A 24687-nucleotide genomic window follows, 5' to 3' on the forward strand; every position below is an offset into this window, starting at 1 on the left:
CACCGACATGACGGCTCGCCGGGTTCCCCGGCCGGGGCGGCTGCCCCAGGCCTGTCCCACAGTCCCCGGCGGGCGCACGACGACAGCCACGGCACCTCGCCGCGTCGGTCGGGTCGCTCGCATACGCCCGGTACGAGGACGACCCTCCGCCTTGCGATGCACCGCGTCCGGCGCCACGCGCCGATCCACCGGGGATCGCGGGACAGGCCTCAGGAAGCGAAAGGCACCGAGAACTCCTCAGGGCCCGGATCGATTCACCACCGGCGTCGGCGGCCCCACGCCGCGGGCGCGCAGGGAGCGCCGGGGGCTGGTCCACTGACGGGCCGCATGCGCCCTCATCCGTTCGCCGCGTCGTGTCCACCACAGCGGCATCCTCGTCGCCGCGCGAACTGCTCGTCTCCCCGCCAGCGCCCGACCGTCCCCGACGCCGCGGGCCATGTCCGGGTTGCCCCGTCCCCGGGAGCCTGCTGGACTTCCCCCTTCGGCCCCGACTGCCGCTCCTTCCCCGGACATTGAGAAGGTTCTCCCATGCACACGGTCACTCAGCCCTTCAGCATCCTCTCCGAGGAGTTCGAGGCCGACCCCTACCGCTGCTTCGCCCCGCTGAGGGAGCGGTCACCGGTGCACTACGAGCCCGCGCTCGACAGCTACTTCCTCTCCCGCCATCGGGACGTCAGGCGGGTCTTGGGCGATCACGCCGCCTTCACCACCGAAACGCTGCAGGAACGCGCCGAACCGGTGATGCGCGGGCCGGTCCTCGCCCAGATGACGGGCGCCGAGCACACCGCCAAACGAAAGATCGTCGTCCGGGCGTTCACAGGGCAGGCCCTGCAGGATCAGATACACGCCATCCGCACCGACGCTGCCGAACTCATCGCTCCCTTCCTCCCCCGGGGCAGGGTCGACCTCGTCAAGGACTTCGGCAGACCTCTTGCCGTCTTCGTGACGCTCGACATCCTCGGTCTGGACAAGCGGGACTGGCGGCAGATCGCCGACTGGCACAGCGGCATCATCGAGTTCATCACGAGCTTGGCCCTCACTCCGGAACGCCGCCGGCACTGTCTGGAGTGCGCCGAGCAGTTGGAGGGCTACCTCGCCCCCGTCATCGAGCGGCGCCGCCGGCGCCCGGGCGACGACCTGATATCGAGGCTGTGCGCCGCCGAGTTCGAGGGCACCAGCATGAGCAATCGCGACATCACCGCGTTGGTGATCAACGTCCTGGCCGCCGCCACGGAACCCGCCGACAAGTCCCTCGCCCTGCTCTTCAAGCACCTCATCGACCACCCCGAGCAGTTGGCCCAGGTCCGCCGGGACCCGGCCCTGCTTCCCGCCGCGATCGCCGAGACACTGCGCCACACCCCGCCGGTCCAGCTCGTCCCCCGCCACGCGGAGCAGGACACCGAGATCTCCGGCACGATCGTCCCGAAGGGTGCCACCGTCTTCTGCCTGATCGGCGCGGCCAACCGGGACCCCGACGCCTTCACCTCCCCGGACACCTTCGACATCCACCGCCCGGACCTGGGCACCGCCCGATCCTTCACCGCCGCCGCCCAGCATCTGGCTTTCGGCACCGGTCTCCACCAGTGCGTCGGAGCGGCCTTCGCGCGCGCCGAGATCGAGACCGTCGCCGCGCTGCTCCTCCCCCTGCTGGACCAGGTCCGCCACAGCCCCGGCTCCCGCTACCGGGAGACCGGCCTGTACACCCGCGGACCCGCCTCTCTGCCACTGGACTTCACCCCCGTAGGCGAAGGCGGGACCTGCCATCCGTGACACCCGCCCCGGTCTCCCTCCGGCAGGCCGGCGCCCGCCCTCCCCGGCTCCACCCACCCCGGACGGAGCCGCCTCCCCCTCCAGATCAGGAGAAAGCAGCGATGACACCGACCGGTATCACCCAAGCCGTCAACGACCTGCTGTTCCAGCCGGGTCTCGACCTCGCCGAGGCCGTCGACCGGCACTTCACCCCGGACTACCGCCAGCGCACCGACGGGGTGTGGAGCGACCGGGACTCCTTCACCCAGCACATGAGACGCCTGCGTTCCCTGGTCCGCAGCGGACACATCGAGGTCCACGACGAATTCCGCGACGGGCTGCGCTACGCCGACCGTCACACCGTCACCCTCACCCAGCACAACGGCCGCACCTCACGCACCGAGGTCTATCTCTTCGCCCGGCTCGCCCCCGACGGGCGATTCCAGCGCGTCGAGGAGACCACCCTCCTGCTGCAGGGCCATCCCGACGACGGCAATCTGGGACTCGTCAAGTGACCGGCAAGGGACCCCTGGAAGGTACTGGCGTCCGAGGGGTGGCGGTGACCTGCGCCGTCCCGACCTGCGAGCCGTGGAAACGCTCGACGGGCACGGCAGCCCGGTACATCCGCGAGCCCTTCGCACGACGCCACCCGCCAATGCGTTCGACGACTTGTAGGATCTCGAACGCAGGAGCGACGGCGTCGAGGGGGCCGGACCAGCCCCACGCGTGCCGTGTTCAGGTGCCCGACTCTGCGAAGCTCGGCAGGTGCCCGCGAGCCTGGTGAGCCGGTGCCGGGTCGATGAGGGGAGCCGCCGTGGCGTCCGTGGGAGCGAGACTGAGCAGTGCCCGGGTGCGGGCCTTCATCGGTCGGGAGGAGGAGCTCGGACGCTTCGGCGCGGCTTTGGCCGGCGACCCACAGGCACCGTTCGTGTTCTACCTGGTCGGGCCTGGCGGCATCGGCAAGTCGGCGCTGCTTCGGCGCCTGACGGACGACGCCCGCGCGGCAGGCCGGCCGCTCATCGAACTCGACGGCCGCTTCGTCAGCCGGGACCCGGCCGATTTCGAGCGCGCCGCACGTTCCTTCCCGGCTGTTCCCGGCACGGTCCTGGTCGTGGACTCCTTCGAGCACTGCCAGTGGCTGGAGAGCTGGCTGTGGCAGCACTTCCTGCCCCGCGCCGCGGACGACACCCTGGTCGTCCTCGCCGGCCGGCTCGCTCCGCAGCCGCAGTGGACCGCCGACCCCGCCTGGGCCGGGCTCCTGCACGTCACCGAACTGGAGCCGTTCTCCGAGGAACAGGCCCGAAGCCTGCTGGCCACAGCACAGATCCGGCCCGAACTGCGCGATCGGGTGCTCCGCTTCGCCGCGGGCAACCCGTTGGCGCTGTCCCTCGCGGCAGCGGCGGGCTCCGCGGGCTGCGGCAGGGAGGAGATATGGGCCCCCTCGGCGGACACATTGCGCACCCTGCTCGCTGGGCTGATCGGTGAGGTGCCGACGGCGGCCCACCGCCGCGCCTTGGAGGTGGCGGCACAGGCCCACTCGACCTCCGAGGAACTGCTCGCCGCGGTGCTGCCCGAACAGGACGCCCATCTGCTCTTCTCCTGGCTGAGGGACCTGCCCTTCATGGAGTCCACGCATCGCGGGCTCCACCCGCACGACGCCGCACGGGAGACGCTGGCCGCCGACCTGCGCTGGCGAGCGCCCAACGCCTTCGTGACGATGCGCCAACGCCTGGCGGACGAATACCTGCGCCTGCTGCGCGAGGCGCCCGAGGAACGGGTGTGGACCGTCACCGACGAACTCTTCTACCTCTTCCGCGAAGGAAGGACACTGGCCCGGCTGCGGACGTGGTCCCGCGAGGACGAAGTGCACGACCGCCCTCTGCACCCGGACGACATGGATGCCGTGCTGCGTATGGCGGAGAAGACGGAGGGAGCCGCTTCTGCGGAACTGGTCCGCTACTGGGCGCAGCGTCAGCCGCAGGCCTTCAGCGTCTACCGTCTCGTGAGCACGGGCCGGGCCGTGGCGTTCACGGCCCGGCTGGCGCTGCCGGCCCCTCCCGACCCCGAGGACCTCGCCACCGATCCTGTCGTCGCGGCAGCCTGGGAGTACACCGAGGCCACCGTGCCGGTGCGCCCCGGCGACCACATCGGCGTAAGCCGCTTCTCGATCTACCCGGAGCGGTATCAGGTCCCCTCACGCGTCATCGACCTGAGCAGTTCCCGAGCCCAGGCGGAGTCCGCCCGTGCCCGCGGGCGAGCCTTCGGATTCGCGGTGTTCCGGGACGCCGAGGCCTGGGGCGAGCGCGTCAGGGGCACCCTGAACGACACCGGGGCGCGACCGCGCGTCGGTGAACACACCTACGGGCTGTTCGGCGTGGACTGGCGGCAGGAATCGGTGGAGACCTGGCTCCATCGATTCATCTCGGCCACCGAAACGCCTGTCCGAGCCGGACCGTCGCCCGTTTCCCGCAGCGCGTTCGACCAGGCGGTGCGGGAGGCGCTGGTGCACTGGCGCGACGCAGGCGCCTTTGCCGCCTGCGCCCTGATGCGGGCCCGTATCGCGGCCGATTTCCGTGATCCTGCCGAGGAGTTGCGCACCCTGCTGCGCGAGGCAGTCGACGCCCTCGGCCACGACCCGCGCGGTGTGCGGGCCCGCGAAGCCCTGACGGCGGGCTACTTCTCCGGTGCGCCCACCCAGGAAGCCGCCGCCCGCCGCCTGGGCCTTCCGTACGGCACTTACCGCCGCCATCTGCGTCAGGGGCTGGACCTGCTCTGTGAGGCCCTGTGGCAACAGGAGTTGCACGGCCCTCGATAGCCGTCGCTGCAGGCGCGCTCCGGTAGGTGAGGTGGACAGGAGCGGACAGGACCGGACAGTCCTCGCCCCTGCTCGGCCTGGAAAGTGGACACCGCCCCGCAACACGCTGTGCGCCATGAACCTCCCACGCGCTCAGTCGGACCCGGCTCCGCCCGCCCCTCGGCACGCAGCCGCGCTCTGGGCCCTCGCCGCGGCCCAGTTCACGGTCATGCTCGCCACGTCGATCGTGAACGTGGCCCTCCCCCAGATCCGTACCGGGGTGGGCCTGTCCGACGACGGCACCACCTGGGTCGTCAACGCCTACGGCCTGACGTTCGGCGCGCTGCTTCTGGCCGGCGGACGGGCAGCCGACCTGCTCGGTCGCCGCCGGGTGCTGATCGCCGGCCTCCTTCTGTTCGCCGCCGCTTCAGCAGCGGCGGGATGGGCCGACTCCGCGGACCTTCTGATCGCGGCCCGTGCCGTTCAGGGCCTCGGTGCCGCCGTCATCGCCCCGGCCGCCCTCGCCCTGGCCGTGGGCCTGTTCCCGTCCGGTCCCGGGCGCGGCACGGCTCTGGCGGTGTGGGGTGTGGTGTCGGGGGCGGGGGGAGCGGGCGGCGTCCTGCTGGGCGGTGTCCTCACACAAGCGTGGGGCTGGACGTGGATCTTCCACTGCGTCGCGTTCGGGGCGGTGCTGGTCCTGGCCGCCGTGACGGTCCTCGTCCCGCGGACGGCCGGCCGCGGGGGCGGGCGGTTCGACCTGCTGGGAACCGTCGCCGTCACACTGGCGCTGACCTGCCTGGTCTGGGCGCTGACCACCGCACGCGGCACGGGCTGGACGGATGTCCGGGTTCTGGGCTCCCTCCTCGGCTCCGCCGCTCTGCTCGGGGTCTTCGTCGTGATCGAGCGTCGCCGGCCGGACGCACTGATACCACCGCGCCTGTTCACCACCGGGCGGGTCGCGGCGGGCAACCTGCTGATGGGACTGCTGGGATCCGTGTGGATCGCCTTGTTCTTCTTCCTGCCGCTCTACCAGCAACAGGTCCTCGGGGCGGGGCCCCTGGCCACCGGAGCAGGCCAACTCCCGCTCACTGCGGCCAACATGCTCGGATCCGTCCTCGCCCCGCGCGTCTCCCGGCTCATCGGTGCGACCACAACCGTGACCATCGCCCTGCTCACCGAGGCCGCCGGTTTGCTGTGGCTGTCACGGATCAGCGCCGACGGCACCTATCTCGGCGACGTCCTCGGTCCCAGCCTGCTGGTCGGCCTCGGTCTGAGCATCGCCTTCGTCCAGCTCACCTCACTCGCCGTGGACGGGGTCCCGTCCCAGGACGCGGGCCTCGCCGGCGGACTGGTCAACACCACCCGCCAGGTCGGGGGCGCGATCGGCCTCGCCGCTCTGGCCACCTTCGCCGGCTCCGTCACCGCTCGCGCGTCCGCTCAGCAGCCCCATCTGCAGGCCCTCACCACCGGCTACCGGGCCGCGTTCACCGTCTCGGCCGCTGTCCTGGCCGCAGCGGGACTGCTCGCGCCGCTCCTCACCCGCCGCAGGGGACCGCGGAAGGCGACAGCCATCGCCCCTCGTCCGGCCACCGACCCGCACCCCTCCCGGATCGGCTGAACCGCAAGGCCGGTCGCTCCACCGACCCGTACCACCACGACAGGAAGAACAACCATGGTCACCATTGACGAGACCGCCCCCGTCGTCGTCCGCCTGAGCACCGCGATCGCCGCCCCGCTCGCGACGGTGTGGGACCTGCACACCGACATCGCGGCCTGGCCGGCCTGGAACCCGGAGGTCGACCGGGCCGTGCCGGACGGTCCGCTGACGCCCGGGAGTTCCTTCCGCTGGCGAACCCACGGCCTGGACATCGTCTCCACCGTGCACGAACTGGTCGCCGGCGAGCGGATCGTGTGGGGCGGCCCGGCCGCCGGCATCACCGGCCTCCACGTCTGGACGTTCGAGCGGGGCGATGGCGGCGTCACCGTCCGCACCGAGGAGTCCTGGAGCGGCGCCCCCGTCGAGGCCGCGGCCGACGACCTGCGCAAGGCCCTCCACGACTCCCTGGAGAAGTGGCTCGCCCACCTCAAGTCCTCTGCGGAGCAGCGTGCCTGACAAGTCACCGACCCATCGACGGAGGTTTCTGCCATGACTGCCGACAAGCCCTACCTGACCGGCCACTACACTCCGGTCGCCGACGAGATCACCGCCACCGAACTCACCGTCGAGGGCGCCCTGCCCCCCGAACTGAACGGCCTTCTGCTCCGCAACGGCCACAACCCCAAGCCCGGTGTCACCCCCACCCACTGGTTCAAGGGCAGCGGCATGGTCCACGGCGTCCGGCTGTGTGAGGGCCGCGCCGCGTGGTACCGCAACCGCTGGGTTCACACGCCGGCTCTCCAGGGCGCCCCCTATATGACCGAACTCGGACCCGACCTGACCGCCAGCACCGCCGGCACCCACGTCATCGAGCACGCCGGACGGCTGCTCGCGCTGTGCGAGGCGAACGTGCCCTTCGAGATCACGCCGGAGCTGGAAACAGTCGGTGCCCATGACTTCGGCGGCAAGCTGCGCACCGCGATGACCGCGCACCCCAAGGAGGACCCGGTGACCGGGGAACTCCACTTCTTCGGTTCCTCCCCGTTCCCGCCTCACCTGGTGTACTACGTCGCCGACGCCAAGGGCGAGATCGTCCACAGCTCCGAGGTACCAGGGGCCACCGCGGCGCTCAAGCACGACTTCGCACTCACCCGCCGCCACGTGGTCTTCGTCGAGGGAAACGTCACCTTCGATCCCGCCGAGTCCTCCGGCATCCCCTACGGCTGGAGCGACCGGCAGCCCGCCCGCATAGGTGTCATGCCGCGCGGAGACGACGGCGCCCGGCACACGCGCTGGTTCTCGATCGAACCGGGCAACATGCTGCATACCGCCAACGCGTACGAGGACGGCCGGGGCCGCGTCGTGCTGGAGGGCCCCACGGTCGACCGCGAGGGCTTCCTCCTCTCCTGGAACTGGTGGGTCGGCGCGCCCGGCCGCGGTACCGAGCCCGTCGCCCGCTCCTACACCCGGCGTTGGGTGGTCGACCTGGACGCCGGTACCGTCGACGAACAGATCATCGACGACCTCCCGGTGGAGTTCCCGACCCTCAACGAGGAGTACCTGGGCTCCGAGAACCGCTACCAGTACGCCATCTCCTTCCCCGACGAGAAGGGCTTCGGAGGGTACGGCGTCGTCAAGTACGACCGCACCACGGGCGCCCGACGCATCCACCAGGCCGGCGATGCCCGCATGCCCGGGGAAGCCGTCTTCCTCCCCGCGGCCGGAGCCACCCGTGAGGACGACGGCTACCTGCTCACGGTCGTCTCCGACCTCAAGCAGGACGCTTCGCACCTGCTGGTCCTCGACGCCTCCGGCCTGGACCGGATCGCCACCGTGCATCTGCCCCACCGGGTGAGCGCCGGCCTCCACGGCTCCTGGATCCCGAGCACCGGGCCGGACGACACCGAGGCCTGACACGCGGTGAGGACGCGCACCGGCTGTCCCGGCGGGCCGTGACGCGAAGGCCGACGGTCCCGGAGCCCGACGGGACATCCCGACCCGCCTCCCAGTCGGCCCGGCCCCCGCCCGCAGCACGTCCGTGAGGCGCGCTTCGAACCATCCGCCCGCCGAGCGGCCCCACGGCACAACGGCTGCCGACCCGCGAGACGGTCCGGGGCCGGCACTGCGGCAGCACTGCAGAGTCTGCCGTTGCTCCTGAGATGCCCCTCGCACAGCAGTTCCCGAACAACGCCACGGAACCGACGCCGCGGCACCTACGAACCGAGGAATTCCGACATGACAAGAATCCGCAGGCACACCGGCTGGATCGCCACCGCCCTTTCCGGTCTCCTGGCCACACTCGCCGTGCCGGCGCTCGCCCAGCCGGAACAGGACGCCCGTCCGACGCCCGCCACCGCCATCGACTGGCACACCTGCACCGACGCGGACTTCAGGCACATGCAGTGCGGATCGATCCAGGTTCCGGTGGACTGGTCCCACCCCCGTGCAGGCAGCCTCACCCTCGCCCTGGTCCGCCGACCGGCCGACGACCGGGCTCACCGCCAGGGCACCCTGCTGGTGAACGACGGGGCCGGCGGTTCCTCGATCGAGCAGTTGCGCCTGGCGATGCACGTCGGCCTTCCGCACTTCGCCGGCGCCATGACCCAGAAGTTCGACCTCGTCGCCGTGGACCCCCGCGGAGTCGGACACAGCACGCCCCTCCTCTGCGGAGAACCGCTCAAGCCCGCCGGAGTCAGCCACTTCCCTCGGACACGGGCCGCCTACGACGCGCTCGTCGCCCACAACCGGGCCTTCGCCGAGGACTGCCTGCGCCGCAACGGCCGGCTCACCGCCCACGTCGACCTGACCAGCACCGCACGGGACTTCGAGGCGGTACGCAGAGGGCTGGGCGAACGGCAGCTGAACTGGTACGGCATCCACTACAGCACGCTTGTCGGACGCACCTACGCCAAGCTCTACCCCGGCAGGCTGCGCACCATGGTCCTCGACACCGCACTCGACGACTCCGGCTCACTCCGTTCGCGGATCATCCAGGAGGCGGAGACCGCCGAGACGGCGTTCAACCGCTTCACCGCCTGGTGCGCCGGCTCGAAGACCTGCGCCCTGCACGGCAAGGACGTCGCGGCCGCATACGACGCACTCGTCGCCCGCGCCGAACGCGATCCGATCCCCACGGGCGGCAGAGCCCACCAGCCGCTGACCGGTGAAGACATTCGCGAGGCCACCCAGGACTACCTGACGCTGTCCGGACTCTCCTGGCCGGAACTGGCGAAAGCCATCGCCAAGGCCCAGGACGGAGACGCGACGGACTTCACCATCGACCCGGACGACACCCTCGATCCCGTCCAAGTGCAGGTGCCCGCCTGTCTGGACACCCCACGCCCAGTGCACACCTTCGCCCAGCTCACCCGACTGCAGAAGGAACTCGCCCGCGTGTCCCCGCACCTGGGCGGAGCCGTCCGCTCCTACAGGTCCGTCGCCGGGTGCCTCGGCTGGCCTCTTCCCGCCGAGCCGGTCAGGGGCGGCACCCTGGTCCACGATGCGCCGCCCGCGCTGATTCTGCAGTCCACCCATCAGGCCCTCGCCCCCTACCGGGCCGGCCTGACCATGGCGGCCCAGTTGCCCGGCAGTGTCGTCCTGACACGGGACGGCGACGACTACAGCATGTTCCTCCTCTCCCAGTGCGTCCGCGATGCCACCAACCGCTACCTCGTCTCCCGTGAGCTGCCTGCCCCCGGTACGACCTGCACCGACTGATCTCGTCCCTGCGCCCACGCCCGAAGGAGCACCACGATGTCGTTCCGCCAGCCGCGCGCCGCGAGCGTGCTGATCGCCGCCACGGCCCTCTGCGCCACCACCGCCACCACCGCCCGAGCCGCGCAGGACGCCGAACAGCGCCCGCCGAGGATCGTCAGCCACTGGGCACATGCCTGGAACGGCGCCGACCCGCAGGCGCTCGGCGACCTGTTCACCACCGGCGGTACATACACCGACGAGGGTGTGGGCGTCGTCTTCCACGGCCGCCGGGAGATCGCCGGTTGGAAGGCACGTGCAGACGCCCTCATCGACAACGTCCACGTCACCGTGCGCACGGTCCGCCGCCACGGCCACCGCATCACCGTCGAGGCGATCTACGCGGGCCGTCTCAAGGGCGCGCCGAAGTCCTTCGCCGTGCCGATGACCACCGTCCTCGATCTCGGCGGGCACCACTGCCTGATCGCTTCCGACGAGGACCGGTACAGCCTCGCCACCGTCCTCGCCCAGTCCGGCCTGCCCGCCGACTGGACGCCGCCGCCCGTCGCCTGACGGACGGCCGGAACGCGCACCGCCGGCCCACGGGGCGGTGCGCGTTCTTCGAGTGGCGAGCCCGTCAAAGAGGCATGCCGCTGCAGCAGGCGGGGGCCGGGGTTCCACCGGGCCCGGCCGGCGCCGACCTCACAGGGCATACGCCCGGGCACGCCGACGGCCGCACTCTCCGCGACCACCATGGCATCCGGTCTCGGGCCGTCCCACCCTTCCCACGGCTCGCGGAGGCCGGCCGACGAACTCCCGAAAAGGACGTCCCCTTCGATGCAACCGTGAGCCCGGCCCACGCGTATACGAGGCGATAGCCGCACCTCACACGGGGGATCCCATGCATCTGGACCGTTCGACCGGGCTGACCGTCGGTCGTCTCGGCGCCGCTGCCGCAACTTGTGTCGCTCTGCTCTCGGCCGTCGGCTGCTCGTCGGACGCGGGTACCGGCCTCCGGGTGTCCGACGCCGCACCGGCACCCACCGAGATCACAGGCAGGAACGGCGACGACTCGAACAAGGCACGCGACGCGCAGTCGCATCCGTCCGTGCCGGAACCTGCCGTGCTCGCGCGGGCGAAGGTGAACATCAGTGACGGGGACACGGTCGGTGTGGGCATGCCGATATCCGTCACCTTCTCGCAGCCGGTCCCCGTCGGCGAGCGCAAGGCCGTGGAGAGCTGGTTGCGCGTACACACCTCGTCCGGCACGACCGGCGCCTGGAGCTGGGTGAAGGACCGGAACCTTCCGGACGGGCAACGAGTCGACTTCCGTCCCGACACCACCTACTGGAAGCCCGGCACCGAGATCACCGTTCGCCGCGGTTCGCAGGGCCTGATCCACTTCACCATAGGCCGGTCCCTCGTCGCCACGGTCGACACGAAGACGGACATGATGACCGTGGACACCGGCGGGAAGAAGAGCCGCATCCCCATCACCGCGGGGAGGCCGGGGCTGGACACCTGGAACGGAACCATGGTCGTCATGGACAAGCAGCCCAAGGTGTTCATGAACTCCCGCACCGTGGGCCTCGGCGACGCCTACCACGGCTACTACTACTGGGCCGTGCACCTGACCACATCCGGGACCTACGTGCACCAGAACCCGCACGCGGACACAGCGGCCGGACACAGTAACGTCACCCACGGCTGTGTCGGGCTCGCGACCACCACCGCCCAGGGCTTCTACGACCAGGTGATGGTCGGCGACGTCATCAAGGTCACCGGGGCGAACAAGGACACCGTCGCGCCGGGCAACGGCTACGGCGACTGGAACGTGCCCTGGAAGCAGTGGCTGGAGCGCAGCGCCGCCGGGCCGACCGCAACCGCATGACCTCCACCGCAACGGCAGTACACCACGCGTCCCACGCCGCAGGAAGAAAGCATCACCAGGTGACCGAAGACGAGTTCGACCTCTTCTACACGGCTGCCTATCCGCGTCTGGTCGGCCAGTTGTACGCCCTCACGGGCGACCACGCCGAGGCCCAGGACGCGGTCCAGGAAGCGTTCGTGCGCGCCTGGGACCGCCGCTCGACCGTCCTGACGGGCGACCGTTCTCCCGAGGCGTGGATCCGCACGGTGGCACACCGTCTGGCGGTGAGCCGCTGGCGGCGGGCACGCCACTGGTGGGAGCTGGTCCGAGGGGCGTCCGTACCGCCGCCCGTCTCCGAACCGAGCCCGGACCACGTGGCATTGGTCGCCGCTCTGCGACGCCTGCCCGAAGCTCAGCGGACGGCGATCGTGCTGCACCACCTGTGCGATCTGAGCGTGGAGCAGATAGCCGCCGAGACCGGCGCGGCCACCGGCACCGTCAAGGCCCGCCTGTCACGCGGCCGTACGGCACTCGCCGCTCACCTGGTGAGCGAGGAGCCCCACCCGAGGGAGGAAGCCTGTGCCTGAGCACCAGTCCCCGCAGCCCCTGACCGAGGCGGACCTGTCCACCCGGCTCCACCGGCTGGCCGCACACAGCACGGCACCGGCCCCGACCAGCGGCGAGCAGGTGAGGAACCGAGCGGTACGCCGCCGCCGCGGCCGACGCGTTCTGCTCTCCACCAGCGCGCTCGCGGGTGCGGCCCTCACCGTTGTCGCCACCGGCACCTTCGCCTCCCCCACCCATCAGGTCGCGTCTCCCGCGACGCCCGTGCTCCGGCCCCTCACGCCTGGCCCCTCCCCGACGCCCGTCCAGCGGGTCACGGTCGATCTGGACGCCTTCACACTGACCATGGAAGGCAGGAGCTTCTCCATCACCTCGCCGGACGAGGGGTGCCCGATCGGCGCGACGACGGTCACGGTCACCGCCAAACACCCCGGCGTCACCCTGCCCAACCCCTATACGACGAGCCCGGACGACAGGCGGTGGGCGGTGACCTTCACCGACCGCGATCACCGGCAGCGGCTGCTGATATGGGCACTGGACCCCGCCGCCGGCCTCAACTCCATCGGGCATCGTTCCACCGGCGGCTCCGTCGCCCTCGCACCCGAGGACGGCAAGTGGGTGTACGACCACATCGAGGTCGGCGCGCGTGTGGAGATCAAGGGCCGGCAGGCCCCTCAGGCCGGCCCGGACCCCTTCTGCGTGGAACGCCAGGAGATCTCCGTCACCCGTTGACGCCGGGACGCCCACCGGGGGCTGCGCAGCCCGCGGCGCGCTCCTGGATCTGCCCGAGGAACCCGTGGTGGACACGCGCTTCGGCAGCCCCGGACGCCGCCGAGGCCTCACGCAGTCGTGGAAATCCGGCGTCGTGAAGTGCGGTGCCAGGAGCATCCCGGTGCTCAAGCGCCGGCGTCGCCCTCCTGCGCGAGCGGGGGGACCGCCGTCACGGTGGGACTCCGCACACGGGCGCCGTCGAGGCCCCGCTTCCGCAGTCCGTTGCCGACGGCTCATCGCGCTGCACCCGTGCCGGGTCCGGCACGCCGCCGAGGGCGTGGGGGCGGCGTCAACGGGCCGGCTGGACGTCCCCCCGTGTGGTGTGGGCGAGGGGTTCCCGCTGGGTGAAGTCGCCGGGCGGGATACCCGGGAGATGGGCGGCCTCAGTGGTGGGCTCGGGGGCGGTGGGCCCCAGGGCGAGCCGGGAGACGATGCGGTAGCGGTCACCCCGGTAGACCGAGTGGACGTACTCGACGGGCTGGTGCGCGGTGTCATGGGTGAGCCGCTCGAAGAGCAGGGCGGGTGACAGGTGCGGGATGCCGAGGAGACTGGACTCCGCCTGGCTGACGACCGTCGGCTCGATGGTCTGCACCGCCTCGCTCACCTGGATTCCGTGCCGGTCGCGGAGGTGGTCGTACAGGTCACCGGTCTCCAGTTCCTGCGCGGTCAGGGCGGGGGCGAGGTCGGCGCGGATGTGCAGATGCTCGATGGCCATGGGCGCACCGTCCACGAGCCGCAGCCTGGCCGCGTAGATGATGTCTGCCGCGGGTGACAGGTGGAGCTTGCGCCCGACCCGGGCGCCGGCGGCGATGGTGGTGAACTCCAGCAGCCGGCTCGACCAGATGCCGGAGGCCCGGGGAACGACCATGGCCCGCTGGTCGGAAACGAGTTCCTGAGTGATCTTCTCGGGCGCAACGAACATCCCGCGGCCGTGCTCGCGTACGAGGAGTCCCGCCGCGACGAGTTCGTCGACGGCGGCCCGCAGCGTAGGCCGGGAGACGTTCAGGGTGGCGCACAGCGACCGCTCGGACTGGATGGCGTCGCCGGGGCCGAGCGTCTCCATGAGTTCCAGGATGTAGTCGCGGACCCGTTCGCGCTTGAGGACCGCTCCCGACTCGCCGCCTGTGCTCATGTACCGCTCCCACCCCGCTGCAGTTCGCTTCCTCGACCACCTTGCCAGATCTAACCACCGAACCACCACTGGTCAGGTGCAGTGTAGACACTTCCCTTCATTGCCGTCAGGGATCATCCATCGGGACGAGTCCAAAAGACCTTTGAACGCGAGGGGTTGACGCCTCGATTGGTCTATGCCACCTTCAACGACCAACAAGAGGTCACCTATCCAGTTGCCGAACTGGTCAGGTCACCTGGTCTCTCTCCTCCCAAGGGTGAACTGTGAAGCTCCGTACGATTGCATCTGTCTGCGCGCTGGTGATCGCCGGTGGCCTCACCGGCTGCGGCGGCTCCGGTTCCTCCGGCGGCTCCGCCGGGGGCAGGACGACCATCGACGTCTGGCTCATGCGGGACAGCGTCTCGGCTGCGTTCCAGAAGGAGTTCGTCGCGGGCTTCGAGTCCGCGCACCCGGGCATCGACGTCAAGGTGCAGATCCAGGAGTGGGACGGTATCGGCGAGAAGGTCACTGCCGCGCTCGCCAGCAACGACGCCCCCGATGTCATCGAGACGGGCAACACCCAGGTCGCCCAGTTCGCCCAGAGCGGCGGGCTGCTCGATCTCAGCGACAAGGTCGGCGAGCTCGGGGGCGGGGACTGGCTGCGCGGTCTGGCCGAGCCCGGCGCGTACGACGGCAAGCAGTACGGCATCCCGTACTACGCCGCCAACCGCGTCGTGATCTACCGCACCGATCTGTTCCGGAAGGCCGGCGTCGACCCGGCGGCCGTCAAGACCCGTGACCAGTGGATCGCCGCGACGAGGAAGCTCGACTCCGGCGGCACTCAGGGCATCTATCTGCCGGGGCAGATGTGGTACGCGCTGGCCGGGTTCATCTGGGACGAGGGCGGCGACCTGGCCACCCGGTCCGGCTCCTCCTGGAAGGGAACCCTCGACACGCCCGAGGCGCTGGCCGGTATGGACTTCTACGAGCGGCTCCAGGCGCTGGGCCGGGGCCCCCGGGACTCCGACGAGTCGAAGCCGCCGCAGGCGGAGGTCATGGCCAAGGGGCAGGTGGCCCAGATCATCTCCACACCCGGCGGCGCCAACGTCGTCATCGAGAACAACCCCGAACTCAAGGGCAGGCTCGGCTTCTTCCCCATCCCGGGCAAGACCGCGGCCCGGCCCGGCTCCGTCTTCATCGGTGGCTCCGACCTCGTCATCCCCGCGGCGTCCGGCAAGCACGACGCCGCGTACACCTTCATCAAGGAACTGACCGGCGACGCCTGGCAGCGCAAACTCGCCGTCGCCATGAGCTATGTGCCGAACAAGACGACCCTGGCCGGCGCGGTCGCCTCCGACCCCGGCACGGCCGCCATGGCGGCAGGCGCCGCCGCCGGCCGGGCGACTCCGAACACCCCCGGCTGGGCCGCGGTCGAGGCGAAGAACCCGATCAAGGACTACATGACGGCCGTGCTCGCCGGCGCCGAAGCCCGGACCGAGGCCGCCAAGGCGTCAGAGGCGATCACCACCGCCATGAAGACCCGTTCCTGAGGCCCGTTTCCGGCAGACCGAAAGGAGACGACGCCGTGTCGGTCACCAGCGAACGCACAGCCGTGCACCCTCCGCCCAGCCGGCGCCCGGCCCGGCTGCCCGCCGCCCCGGGCCGGGCCGCCCGGCCGCGGCGCACCGCCGGCCGCGTCTGGCCCTATCTGCTGGTCGCGCCGACCGTGCTGGGCATGCTGTACCTGCTCGTCTACCCGCTGGCACGCACCGTCCTGATCTCGCTCCAGGACTTCCAGCTGCGTCAGCTCATCCAGGGCGACGCCCGGTTCGTGGGGCTGCGCAACTACGCGACGCTGCTGTCGGACCCCCGCTTCTGGCAGGTCGTACGCCGCACGTTCCTCTTCATGGCCGTCGACGTCGCGCTGATCATGCTGTTCGCCACCCTGGTGGCCCTGGTCATCGAACGGCTGGGCCGGATCGGCCGCACCGCCGTTCTCAGCGCGCTCGTCATGGCCTGGGCGATGCCGGTCCTCGCGGCCACCACGGTCTTCCAGTGGCTTTTCCACTCGGAGTTCGGCATCGTCAACTGGGCCTTGAAGGAACTGGGATTCGCCTCGTTCGACCGCTATCCCTGGTTCGCCCACGGCCCGGCCGCCTTCGTGATCCTCGTCGCCTTGATCGTCTGGCAGTCCGTGCCGTTCGCGGCCATCACCCTGTACTCGGCCCTGACGACCGTGCCGGCGGAGCTGTACGAGTCGGCGCGCATCGACGGTGCCTCGGCACCGCGCATCATCCGCACGATCACCTTCCCGCTGATCCGCCCGATCTTCATGCTGGTGCTGTCGTTGGAGGTCATCTGGACCTTCAAGGCCTTCGTGCAGATCTGGGTGATGACCAACGGCGGGCCGGGGGACGCGACCACGATCCTTCCCGTGTACGCCGTCCAGATCGCACTCGCGAGTCAGCGCTACGACCTCGGGTCTGCGGTCTCCATGATCACCGTCCTGATGATGGCGACGGTCCTCGTCCTCCACTTCCGTCAGTTGTTCCGTCAGGAGGGTGAGGCCCTGTGATCTCGGTTCACCGCCCTCGCCTACGACGCCTTCCGGTGCACGCCGCCGCCGGGGTGACGATCGCGGTCTGTCTGTTCCCCGTCTACTGGATGGTCGTCACCGCGTTCGAGCCCAATCGCGACATCCAGTCCGACACGCCCCGGCTCCTGCCGCAGACCTGGACACTCGACCACTTCCGCAACGCCGTCGCCGCCGACGGATTCGGGCTGTTCTGGCGCAACAGCATCCTGGTCACCCTGTCGGCCGTACTGCTCGCCCTGGCCGTGGCACTCGGCGCGTCCTTCGCCGTGGCCCGCATGCGCTGGCGCGGCCGACGCGCGTTCATCCTCATGGTGTTCATCGCGCAGATGGCGCCGTGGGAAGCGCTGATCATCCCGATCTACATCATCTCCCGCGACACGGGCATGCTCGACCGGCTGCCCACGCTCACACTGATCTACTTCATGATGACGCTGCCGTTCACCATCGTGGTGCTGCGCGGGTTCATCGCCGCCATCCCCCCGGAACTGGAGGAGGCCGCCCAGGTCGACGGATGCACCCGGTCGGCGGCCTTCCGGCACATCACCTTCCCTCTGCTCGCCCCCGGGCTGATGGCCACCTCGCTCTTCGGCTACATCACGGCCTGGAACGAGTTCACCTATGCCAACTTCCTGATCATCAAGCACCAGGACAGCCGCACGCTGCCGGTCTGGCTGTCCTCCTTCCAGAACGTCTTCGGCACCGACTGGGGCGCCACCATGGCCGCCTCCACCCTGTTCGCGCTGCCCGCCCTGGCCGTGTTCCTCCTGCTCCAACGCCACGTCACCGCCGGCTTCGCCGCCGGTGCCGTCAAGGGCTGACCCACCCCCACCTGGTCCGTCGGCCCGTCGGTCCGTCGGCTCGTGCCGGTACCGGCTCCCACCCGGCCCTTCCGCTGCGAGGCCCCGGAGGCATCCGCGCCCCCACAGGAGACGTCCGTGTCCCCACACCCGCTGCCCCTCGCCACACTCGTACCCCGGCCCACCACGATCCGGACCAGGCCCGGACACTTCACCTTCGACCTCGACACCCGTCTGCGCGTCAGCGAGGGAGCCGAACCCGCGGCCCGGCTGCTGCGGAGCCTTCTGTCCCCCGCCACCGGGCTGCCGCTGCGCCACGCCGAGGACGGAACTGTCGTCCTCGCCCTCGACCCCGCCCTGACCGGCCTCGGCAGCGAGGGGTACGGGCTGACGATCGGGCCGCAGTCCGTCCTCCTGCGCGCAGCCCACATCGGAGGCCTCCTGCACGGCGTGCAGACGATCCGTCAGCTGCTGCCCGTCCGTGCCCTGGCGCCCACACCGCAGCCCGGGGTGCACTGGTCCGTGCCGTGCACGGAGATCACCGATGCGCCCCGGCACCCCTGGCGCGGGGCCATGCTCGACGTGGCCCGTCACTTCCAGCCCGTCGCGTATCTGCGCCGCTACGTCGACCTCCTCGCCCTGCACAAGATCAACGTCTTTCACCTGCATCTGACCGACGACCAGGGATGGCGCATGCCCGTGGCGGCCTACCCGAAGCTCACCGAGATCGGCGGCCACCGCGCACAGTCCGCGACCGATGCCACGGGTGACCGCTACGACGGAACGGAACACGCCGGCTCGTACACGCGCGCCGAGCTGACGGCTCTGGTGGAGTACGCGGCCGCGCGCGGTGTCACGGTCATGCCCGAGATCGAGATGCCCGGCCATGTGCGGGCCGCCCTGGCCGCGTACCCGCATCTGGGCAACGACCCCGGCCGGACGCTGGAGGTGTGGCCCCGCTGGGGGGTGTGCGACACCGTCCTCGGCGTGCACGAGGACGTCCTCGACTTCTGCCGCACCGTGCTGGAGGAGGTCATGGACGTCTTCCCCTCGCCGTACGTCCACATCGGCGGCGACGAGTGCCCGCTCACCGAGTGGGAGCACAGCCCCGACGCCACGGCACGCGTGCGGGCCGAAGGGCTGAGCGGACCCGCGGCACTGCGCGGCTGGTTCCTCGGCCGGGTCGGGAAGTTCCTCACCGGGAACGGGCGGCGGCCGGTCGGCTGGGCGGAGACCGGGACGGAACTGCCCGAGGACTTCGTCGTCATGGCCTGGCGGGATCCCACGCACGCGCTGGCGGCCGCCCACCGGGGCCAGGACGTGGTCAACGCCCACTACCGGGCCACGTACCTCGACTACCCCCAGAGCGCCGACCGCCAGGAGCCCCGCACCCAGTCGGGCGCCGTCGTGAGTCTGCGGGACGTCCACGGCGACGACACGATCCCCGCGGGGACGTCCGAGGACGCCGCCGCGCGCGTCCTCGGCACGCAGACCCAGCTGTGGACCGAGTACGCGGCCACCCCCGAACGCCTCGAATACCTCACCTTCCCCCGGCTGTGCGCCCTGGCGGAGCGCGGCTGGAGCGGCCCCACCGCATGGGAGGACTTCCGCTCTCGCCTGCGACGGCACACCGCCCGCCTGGACGCGCTCGAGGTCCGCCACCGCTCCTGACTCCCCGCCGCGCCCACCCGTCCTCGCCTCTCCCCGCCCCGATCCGCCTCTCCGCCCTCTCCGACCCCTCCGACCTTGCCCACCCCTCGTCCCCGCCCTCGGGCGGGCTCCCCCGAACCGAGGTGTTCCCACCACAATGTCCCGGAAAGGACTCGGCATGACTTCCCGAACCCACCCCACCTCGCTGCGCACCGCCGCGGCCGCGGCCGTCGCCGTCGCCACGGCCGCGGCCGGCCTCGCCGTGCTGCCCGCCACCGCCAGCGCCGCCACCGACAACGTGACGGTCCAGTACCGGACCAGCGCCACGGGCGCGACGGCGGACCAGACCGAACCCTGGTTCGAGATCAGGAACACCGGTGACGGCACGGTCCGGCTCAGCGCCGTGAAGGTCCGTTACTACTTCAAGGCCGACAGCTCCGGCACCTCGTACCGCTTCGCCTGCTCCTGGGCGGTCAAGGGCTGCAGCAACATCACCGGAACCTTCCGCACGCTGACCGACCCCACGGCCACCGCCGACCGCTACCTGGAGATCGGCTTCACCTCAGGCGCCGGCAGCCTCGCGCCCGGCGCCGACACCGGAGACATGCAACTGCGCTTCTACCGGTCGGACTGGCAGAGGCTGCAGCAGAGCGACGACTACTCGTTCGGCCCCTCGCAGACGACGTACGCGGACTGGCCGAAGGTCACCGCCCAGTTGTCCGGCGCGACGGTCTGGGGCACCGCCCCCGAAGGCAACGAACCGACCGACCCGCCCACCGACCCGCCCACCGACCCGCCGGTCGGCGGCCTGGTCCTGTTCGACGACTTCAACTACACCGGCTCCAGCGACCCGAGGATCTCGGCGAACGGCTGGAACGTGCGGTCCGACTCCGGTGGTCCGGGCGTCCCCGGCGCGACCTGGGCCCCGGAGAACGTCACCTTCACCGCGTCGGGCGGCAACTCGGTGATGAACCTCCGTACGCAGACGGCAGGAACCGCGGCGAGCACCAGGCAGACCGAAGTGCTCAGCAAGGCAACGAAGTTCAAGAACGGCACCTACGCGGCCCGGGTGAAGTTCTCCGACGCACCGGTGTCCGGGCCCGACGGCGACCGCGTCGTCCAGACCTTCTTCACGATCAACGACCTGAAGGCCCCGATGGCCGACGACTACTCGGAGTACGACTTCGAGTACCTCCCCAACGGAGGCTGGGGCGAGCCGTCCAGCATCCTCTACACGACGTCCTGGGAGACGTACAACCCCGACCCGTGGCAGGCGATCAACCAGCACTCGCAGGTCCGGCAGAGCTGGGGCGGCTGGCACGACCTGGTGCTGACCATCGACAACAGCGCCATCACGTACTACATCGACGGGCAGCTGTTCGGCACGCACGACGCCGCGTATCTGCCCGAGCGGCCCATGTCGATCAACTTCAACCAGTGGCTGATCGACCTGGCCGGACAGACCAGCACCACGCCCCGCTCGTACGACGAGCAGGTCGACTACGTGCTCCACGTCAAGGACCAGGTCCTGACTCCGGCACAGGTCGACGCCACGGTCAGCTCGTACCGCACCGCGGGGACGACGTTCGAGGACACCGTCCCGAACCCCTGAGGGGCTCCCTGCAACTGCATTCCAGGCACGACCACGTCCGAACGCGCCGTGCTCGGCCTCACCTGGCTGCACGACATCTTGCCCTCATGGGACAACTCCCCTCCCGTACGCACCCGGAGAGTCCCGTGGGGGCGCCCTACCACCTCGCCGACCCGGTGGATGCTCAGTCGAGACAGAACTCGTTGCCCTCGATGTCCTGCATCACGATGCACGCATCCCCCGGGCCGGTGTCTCACCGGGCGGTCCGGGCGGGGAGCGTCGGAATCACCTTCTCGGCTATGGCGACGAGGGCGCTGTCGTCCGGGAGGGCGCCGGACGCGCTCCACACGGTGACGTCGTAGTAGCCGCCCCGGTCCGACGGGTCGAAGGCCACGGACAGCGTCCTGGCCAGGGGGCCTTGTTCGACCGGTCCACCGGATCCGCCGGTGCCGAGACTGATCTTGATCTTCATGGTGTGGTCCGAGGAGAAGACCGCGGGCCGGCCGAGCACCGTGAGCGCCTCGACGTCCTTCTCGCCACCCGTCTTCATGAGCTTCACGTACTGGGCGGTCGACAACTCGTTGTAGGTGGCCGAGAAATCGACGGTGTACGTGTCGAACGTGACCTCCGCCTCCGGCTGGGCGACCCTCCCCTCCGTCAGGGGTGCGGTGTCGCTGGTTCCGGAAGCCGTGGTCGCGGTCTCTCCGGGTGTTCCGAGGAGCTGGGCCAAGTCGGGCCTGTTGAGCGCCTCGCAGAGTTCGGCACCGGTCACCGCCCGGGGCGTCTCCTTGTAGGCCTTCGGCAGCGCCTCGTGTTCCCCGCGCGAACACGAGGCGGGTTGCTGCGCGCCGTCGCCGGACGGCAGCAGATGCGGGGACAACCACAGGACGGCCGCGACCACCACGAACAGGCCCACGGCCGCGGCGGCCTGGCCCCATGCGTTGGGCTCCTTCTTCTTCGGGACGGCCCGGCTGGGAGGTGCCCCGGCTCCGGCCGGAGCCTGGACGGCTGCGGAGACCGCCGTCCCGTGCGTGGAAGCGGCAGGAGCAGGGTTCCGGCGCGCCCTCAGGACCCTGACCATCATGGTGACGCGTACGGCGGTGAACACCAGGAACACCGCACCGATACCGGCCGCTGCCGGATCCTGGTCGTGGACGGCGAGATACATGATGCGTGCCCCGAAAGCGGACCCGACCACGACGAGCAGGGGCTCGCGGATCCAGAAGGGCAGGACACGGAGGATGAAGCCGAGCATCCAGTGATCTCAGCAGAGCAAGATCGCGTTCGCCATGATGGAAGCCACAGTTCCGGGGACGTGTGGCGCCCTGCCGAAGCCGAAGCCCGGCAGGGCCTGACAGCGCCCGCGAGAAGTCGTTGCGCTTCCCGGCGACGCCGGTTGCTCGCCCGCGCTGTCCGCACAGGCAATCGACCGAAAGCGGGCCGACGGTCCAGGCCCACCTCGCGGCAGGCCGACGCCCGGATTCGACCGGATTCCAGCCACCTACGGAGACTGTGGCCTGCCACCGAAGGCGACCGTTCCGGTGCGTGTCCTCGCACCGGCGCACCGATCGCCGCGTCCGCGTCTGGCGGGCATGCGCGGTGTGCGGCTCAGCCGCAGCTGCCCGAGATCCACTTGTGGGAACGGACCTTGTACGTCCCGGCGAGGTTGCCGCCCTGCTGCTGCCTGGTGCAGCCGATCCGGTGGCTGTAGTTGGCGCCCGTGTAGTAGGCGACACCGCTGTAGTTGCCGGTGCCGGCGTTCCACACCGACTTCACGTTCTCGGTGGCGGCCCAGGAGCACCTGATGGCGCCGTTCTGCCAGTCCGGATCGGCCACGGACCACGCGCACCTCTTGCCCGTGAAGTTGAAGCCGGTCCAGAAGCAGACGTCGCCGCTCGCGCAGTCCACCGAGGTGGCGGCGGACGGTGCCGCCGACGCCGAGGTGGGCACGGCCAGTGCGGTGGCTGCGGCGGCGCTGACGGCGAGCACCGCGAAGAGCGGGGTGGCGCGACGATGCCGGCGAAGGGTGAGGCGCATGAGCCTGATCTCCTCGAAGGTCGTGAACGGGGTGTCGGACAGCCCGATGCTGGCGATGCGCAGCCGGAGCGGGCAACGAAGGCAGGCCGATCGGGATGCCGGGACGGTGGGACGCCGTCCGCCTGTCGCGTTCCTGAGCCGTTGGGACGGCCATGGGATGCCTTTGGTGGCAGAGTGTCGACCGGGAGACGTCCGACCAACATCCTGTCAGGTGCATGGAGGGGGAAACAGTGCCGCCTGGATACCCGGAGATCGAGAGGTTCGCCGCACAGCTGCGCGCGCTGAAGAGTAGATCCGGGCTGAGCTACGCGGCCCTCGCCACGAAGACCGGGATACCGGGGTCCACGTTGCACCGGTACTGCCGGGGACGGTCCGTGCCCCAGGACTACGGCAGCGTGCACCGGCTGGCCACGGTGTGCGGAGCTGCTCCGGACGAACTGCGGACGCTCCATCGCCTGTGGGCCCTGGCGGACGAGGCCAGGGCCCATGAGGCCGCCGAGCAGGAGCGCGCCGACGGCTCGGATGCCGCCGCTGACGCCCGTGATCGTCCTGCGCCCGACACGGACACCGTCACGAGCGACGACACCGCGGCCGACTTCGGAGCACCTGCCGCGGATGATGCGCGCATCGGCGCACTCACCGCAGCCGGCACCGCGGAAGTGGGCCACGACGCCGCTCGGGATGCGGGCGCCGGCCCGAAGCCCGTACGGCGCTCCGGCCGCCGCCGGCTGCTGACCACCGTCCTCGCCGCCTCCGTGGTCGTGGCACTCGGTGTCTCCGCCCTGGCCCTGTCGAGCGGGCGTGAGGGGTCCGGAACCGGGGACGGCACCGGCGGTTCGGGCGACGGCAGCCTGCTGTTCTCCCCCGCCTGCTCACCGGTCGTCGCCATGGGGCAGCACGACGAGTGCACGAGGGAGGTGCAGCGACTGCTGCACGCCAAGGGCGCGGACATCGACGTCGACGGGGACTTCGGGCCGCAGACCCTCCGCCGGGTCACGGCCTTCCAGGTGCTCGCCGGCCTGCCGCCCAACGGAGTCGTCGGGGAGTCCACGAAGAAGGCGCTCCGCTCCTCGCACGTCCGCATGAACGTCTGGCCGCCGGAGAAGGTGCGGCAGCGGATCCGGGAGGTGTTCCCCGAGGCTCCGGACACGGCCGTGGCCATCGCCGACTGCCAGTCCTTCCTCGACCCGCTGCACATCCTTCCCAACACCAACGGCACCCGGAACTGGGGCATCTTCCAGATCTCCGACGCCCGTCTGCACGATCTGGACGGCACCCCTCGAAAAGCCCTGGACCCGGAGTGGAACATCCAGGCGGCCAGACGCCTGTGGAGCAAGGACCACGACTTCCACGACTGGCCGCACTGCGCCCGAGCCGCCGACGAAGCGCACTCGCCCTCGCCCCGGCACTCCCCGTAGTCCGTGCCGCCTCGCCGGACCGGTCGGCTGCCGGACGGACCGTCCGGTCCGTGGTCGCCGGACGGCTTTGATGCAGCCCGGGCCGGTCCGGCCCGCGGACACCTCCCCCGGTCGGATCGGCCGATCTCGGGGGCGGCTCGCTGCCCGGCGGCGGCAGCGCCGCCGCCCGCGGATGGGGCGGAGGCCCGCCGCATCCGCGGGCCTCGCCTAGTAGTGCTTGGTCAGGTCGGTTGTGGCGGTGCGTGTCCTGTGGGCCCGGCGTGGCGTTGAGTCTGCGTGACTCCGGACGAGATTGCTGTGGTGCGTGGTGAGTTGGAGACCGTCGCGGCGGAGGTGTTCGAGCCGTTCGCGCGCAAGGACCAGCGCCGGTGGGGGCAGGTCTACCTGCGGGGACTGCTGACCGACGGGCAACGAAAGTCGGTCGAGCCGATGGCTGCCCGGCTCGGGGA

The 24687-nt window shown here is 70.7% G+C and carries 21 protein-coding genes; 18 read left to right on the forward strand and 3 right to left on the reverse strand.

The features are described from left to right. Positions 1-528 precede the first annotated feature (528 nt). From JS756_RS31485 to JS756_RS31535, 11 genes are all read left to right on the forward strand, one after another. Entirely contained in the window at positions 529-1770 is a 1242-nt protein-coding gene (locus tag JS756_RS31485; protein WP_205386674.1) for a cytochrome P450, cyclodipeptide synthase-associated, read from the forward strand. 101 nt (positions 1771-1871) lie between these two features. After that, positions 1872-2264: a nuclear transport factor 2 family protein gene (locus tag JS756_RS31490; protein WP_205386675.1), complete on the forward strand. Its 393-nt coding sequence runs from the start codon at positions 1872-1874 to the stop codon at positions 2262-2264. A 299-nt stretch (positions 2265-2563) separates the two neighbouring features. Further along, positions 2564-4564 (forward strand): ATP-binding protein, encoded by a 2001-nt coding sequence (locus JS756_RS31495; RefSeq protein WP_205386676.1) that lies wholly within the window; start codon positions 2564-2566, stop codon positions 4562-4564. A gap of 115 nt (positions 4565-4679) precedes the next feature. Continuing rightward, positions 4680-6161 (forward strand): MFS transporter, encoded by a 1482-nt coding sequence (locus tag JS756_RS31500; protein WP_205386677.1) that lies wholly within the window; start codon positions 4680-4682, stop codon positions 6159-6161. 54 nt (positions 6162-6215) lie between these two features. Then, positions 6216-6656: an SRPBCC family protein gene (locus tag JS756_RS31505; RefSeq protein ID WP_205386678.1), complete on the forward strand. Its 441-nt coding sequence runs from the start codon at positions 6216-6218 to the stop codon at positions 6654-6656. A gap of 33 nt (positions 6657-6689) precedes the next feature. Beyond that, a complete protein-coding gene (locus JS756_RS31510; protein WP_205386679.1) occupies positions 6690-8054 on the forward strand; it encodes a carotenoid oxygenase family protein in 1365 nt (454 codons plus the stop codon). A 321-nt stretch (positions 8055-8375) separates the two neighbouring features. Then, positions 8376-9857, forward strand: coding sequence for an alpha/beta fold hydrolase (locus tag JS756_RS31515; RefSeq protein WP_205386680.1), 1482 nt, complete (start codon positions 8376-8378; stop codon positions 9855-9857). Positions 9858-9893: 36 nt separating this feature from the next. Next, positions 9894-10406 (forward strand): nuclear transport factor 2 family protein, encoded by a 513-nt coding sequence (locus tag JS756_RS31520; protein ID WP_205386681.1) that lies wholly within the window; start codon positions 9894-9896, stop codon positions 10404-10406. A gap of 328 nt (positions 10407-10734) precedes the next feature. Further along, positions 10735-11724, forward strand: coding sequence for a L,D-transpeptidase (locus tag JS756_RS31525; RefSeq protein ID WP_205386682.1), 990 nt, complete (start codon positions 10735-10737; stop codon positions 11722-11724). A gap of 59 nt (positions 11725-11783) precedes the next feature. Further along, positions 11784-12290, forward strand: coding sequence for a SigE family RNA polymerase sigma factor (locus JS756_RS31530; RefSeq protein ID WP_307791264.1), 507 nt, complete (start codon positions 11784-11786; stop codon positions 12288-12290). Further along, the gene (locus tag JS756_RS31535; RefSeq protein ID WP_205386684.1) at positions 12283-12999 is read left to right on the forward strand and encodes a L,D-transpeptidase; all 717 of its coding nucleotides are present in this window, start codon (positions 12283-12285) and stop codon (positions 12997-12999) included. The genes JS756_RS31530 and JS756_RS31535 overlap by 8 nt, the downstream gene beginning before the upstream one ends. Positions 13000-13327: 328 nt before the next feature. Here the strand turns inward: JS756_RS31535 and JS756_RS31540 are convergent, their stop codons facing one another. Then, positions 13328-14170, reverse strand: a complete 843-nt coding sequence (locus tag JS756_RS31540; RefSeq protein ID WP_205386685.1) for a GntR family transcriptional regulator — start codon at positions 14168-14170, stop codon at positions 13328-13330. Positions 14171-14433: 263 nt separating this feature from the next. Here JS756_RS31540 and JS756_RS31545 point away from each other — a divergent pair, with 263 nt between their 5' ends. The 5 genes from JS756_RS31545 to JS756_RS31565 all read left to right on the forward strand — a co-directional run bounded on the left by JS756_RS31545 (position 14434) and on the right by JS756_RS31565 (position 20804). Beyond that, positions 14434-15699, forward strand: coding sequence for an extracellular solute-binding protein (locus JS756_RS31545; protein ID WP_205386686.1), 1266 nt, complete (start codon positions 14434-14436; stop codon positions 15697-15699). Between the two features lie 35 nt (positions 15700-15734). After that, positions 15735-16724 (forward strand): carbohydrate ABC transporter permease, encoded by a 990-nt coding sequence (locus JS756_RS31550; protein ID WP_205386687.1) that lies wholly within the window; start codon positions 15735-15737, stop codon positions 16722-16724. Next, on the forward strand, positions 16724-17563 hold the full coding sequence (locus JS756_RS31555; protein ID WP_205386698.1) for a carbohydrate ABC transporter permease: 840 nt from the start codon (positions 16724-16726) through the stop codon (positions 17561-17563). The genes JS756_RS31550 and JS756_RS31555 overlap by 1 nt, the downstream gene beginning before the upstream one ends. Before the next feature lie 117 nt (positions 17564-17680). After that, positions 17681-19213, forward strand: coding sequence for a beta-N-acetylhexosaminidase (locus tag JS756_RS31560; RefSeq protein WP_307791265.1), 1533 nt, complete (start codon positions 17681-17683; stop codon positions 19211-19213). A gap of 157 nt (positions 19214-19370) precedes the next feature. Next, entirely contained in the window at positions 19371-20804 is a 1434-nt protein-coding gene (locus JS756_RS31565; protein WP_205386688.1) for a cellulose binding domain-containing protein, read from the forward strand. 232 nt (positions 20805-21036) lie between these two features. On the opposite strand, the gene JS756_RS31570 is transcribed toward JS756_RS31565, so the two are convergent. Together JS756_RS31570 and JS756_RS31575 are read right to left on the reverse strand one after the other, a co-directional pair. After that, complete coding sequence (locus JS756_RS31570) at positions 21037-22038, reverse strand: DUF6215 domain-containing protein (RefSeq protein ID WP_205386689.1); 1002 nt, start codon at positions 22036-22038, stop codon at positions 21037-21039. A 353-nt stretch (positions 22039-22391) separates the two neighbouring features. Then, entirely contained in the window at positions 22392-22820 is a 429-nt protein-coding gene (locus JS756_RS31575) for a peptidase inhibitor family I36 protein (protein ID WP_205386690.1), read from the reverse strand. A gap of 215 nt (positions 22821-23035) precedes the next feature. Here JS756_RS31575 and JS756_RS31580 point away from each other — a divergent pair, with 215 nt between their 5' ends. After that, positions 23036-24238, forward strand: a complete 1203-nt coding sequence (locus tag JS756_RS31580; protein ID WP_205386691.1) for a helix-turn-helix domain-containing protein — start codon at positions 23036-23038, stop codon at positions 24236-24238. 276 nt (positions 24239-24514) lie between these two features. Then, on the forward strand, positions 24515-24687 hold a 173-nt coding region (locus JS756_RS31585), incomplete at its 3' end, for a transposase (protein WP_205386700.1).

The organism is Streptomyces actuosus, assembly GCF_016921115.1.
Classification (GTDB): Bacteria; Actinomycetota; Actinomycetes; order Streptomycetales; family Streptomycetaceae; genus Streptomyces; species Streptomyces actuosus_A.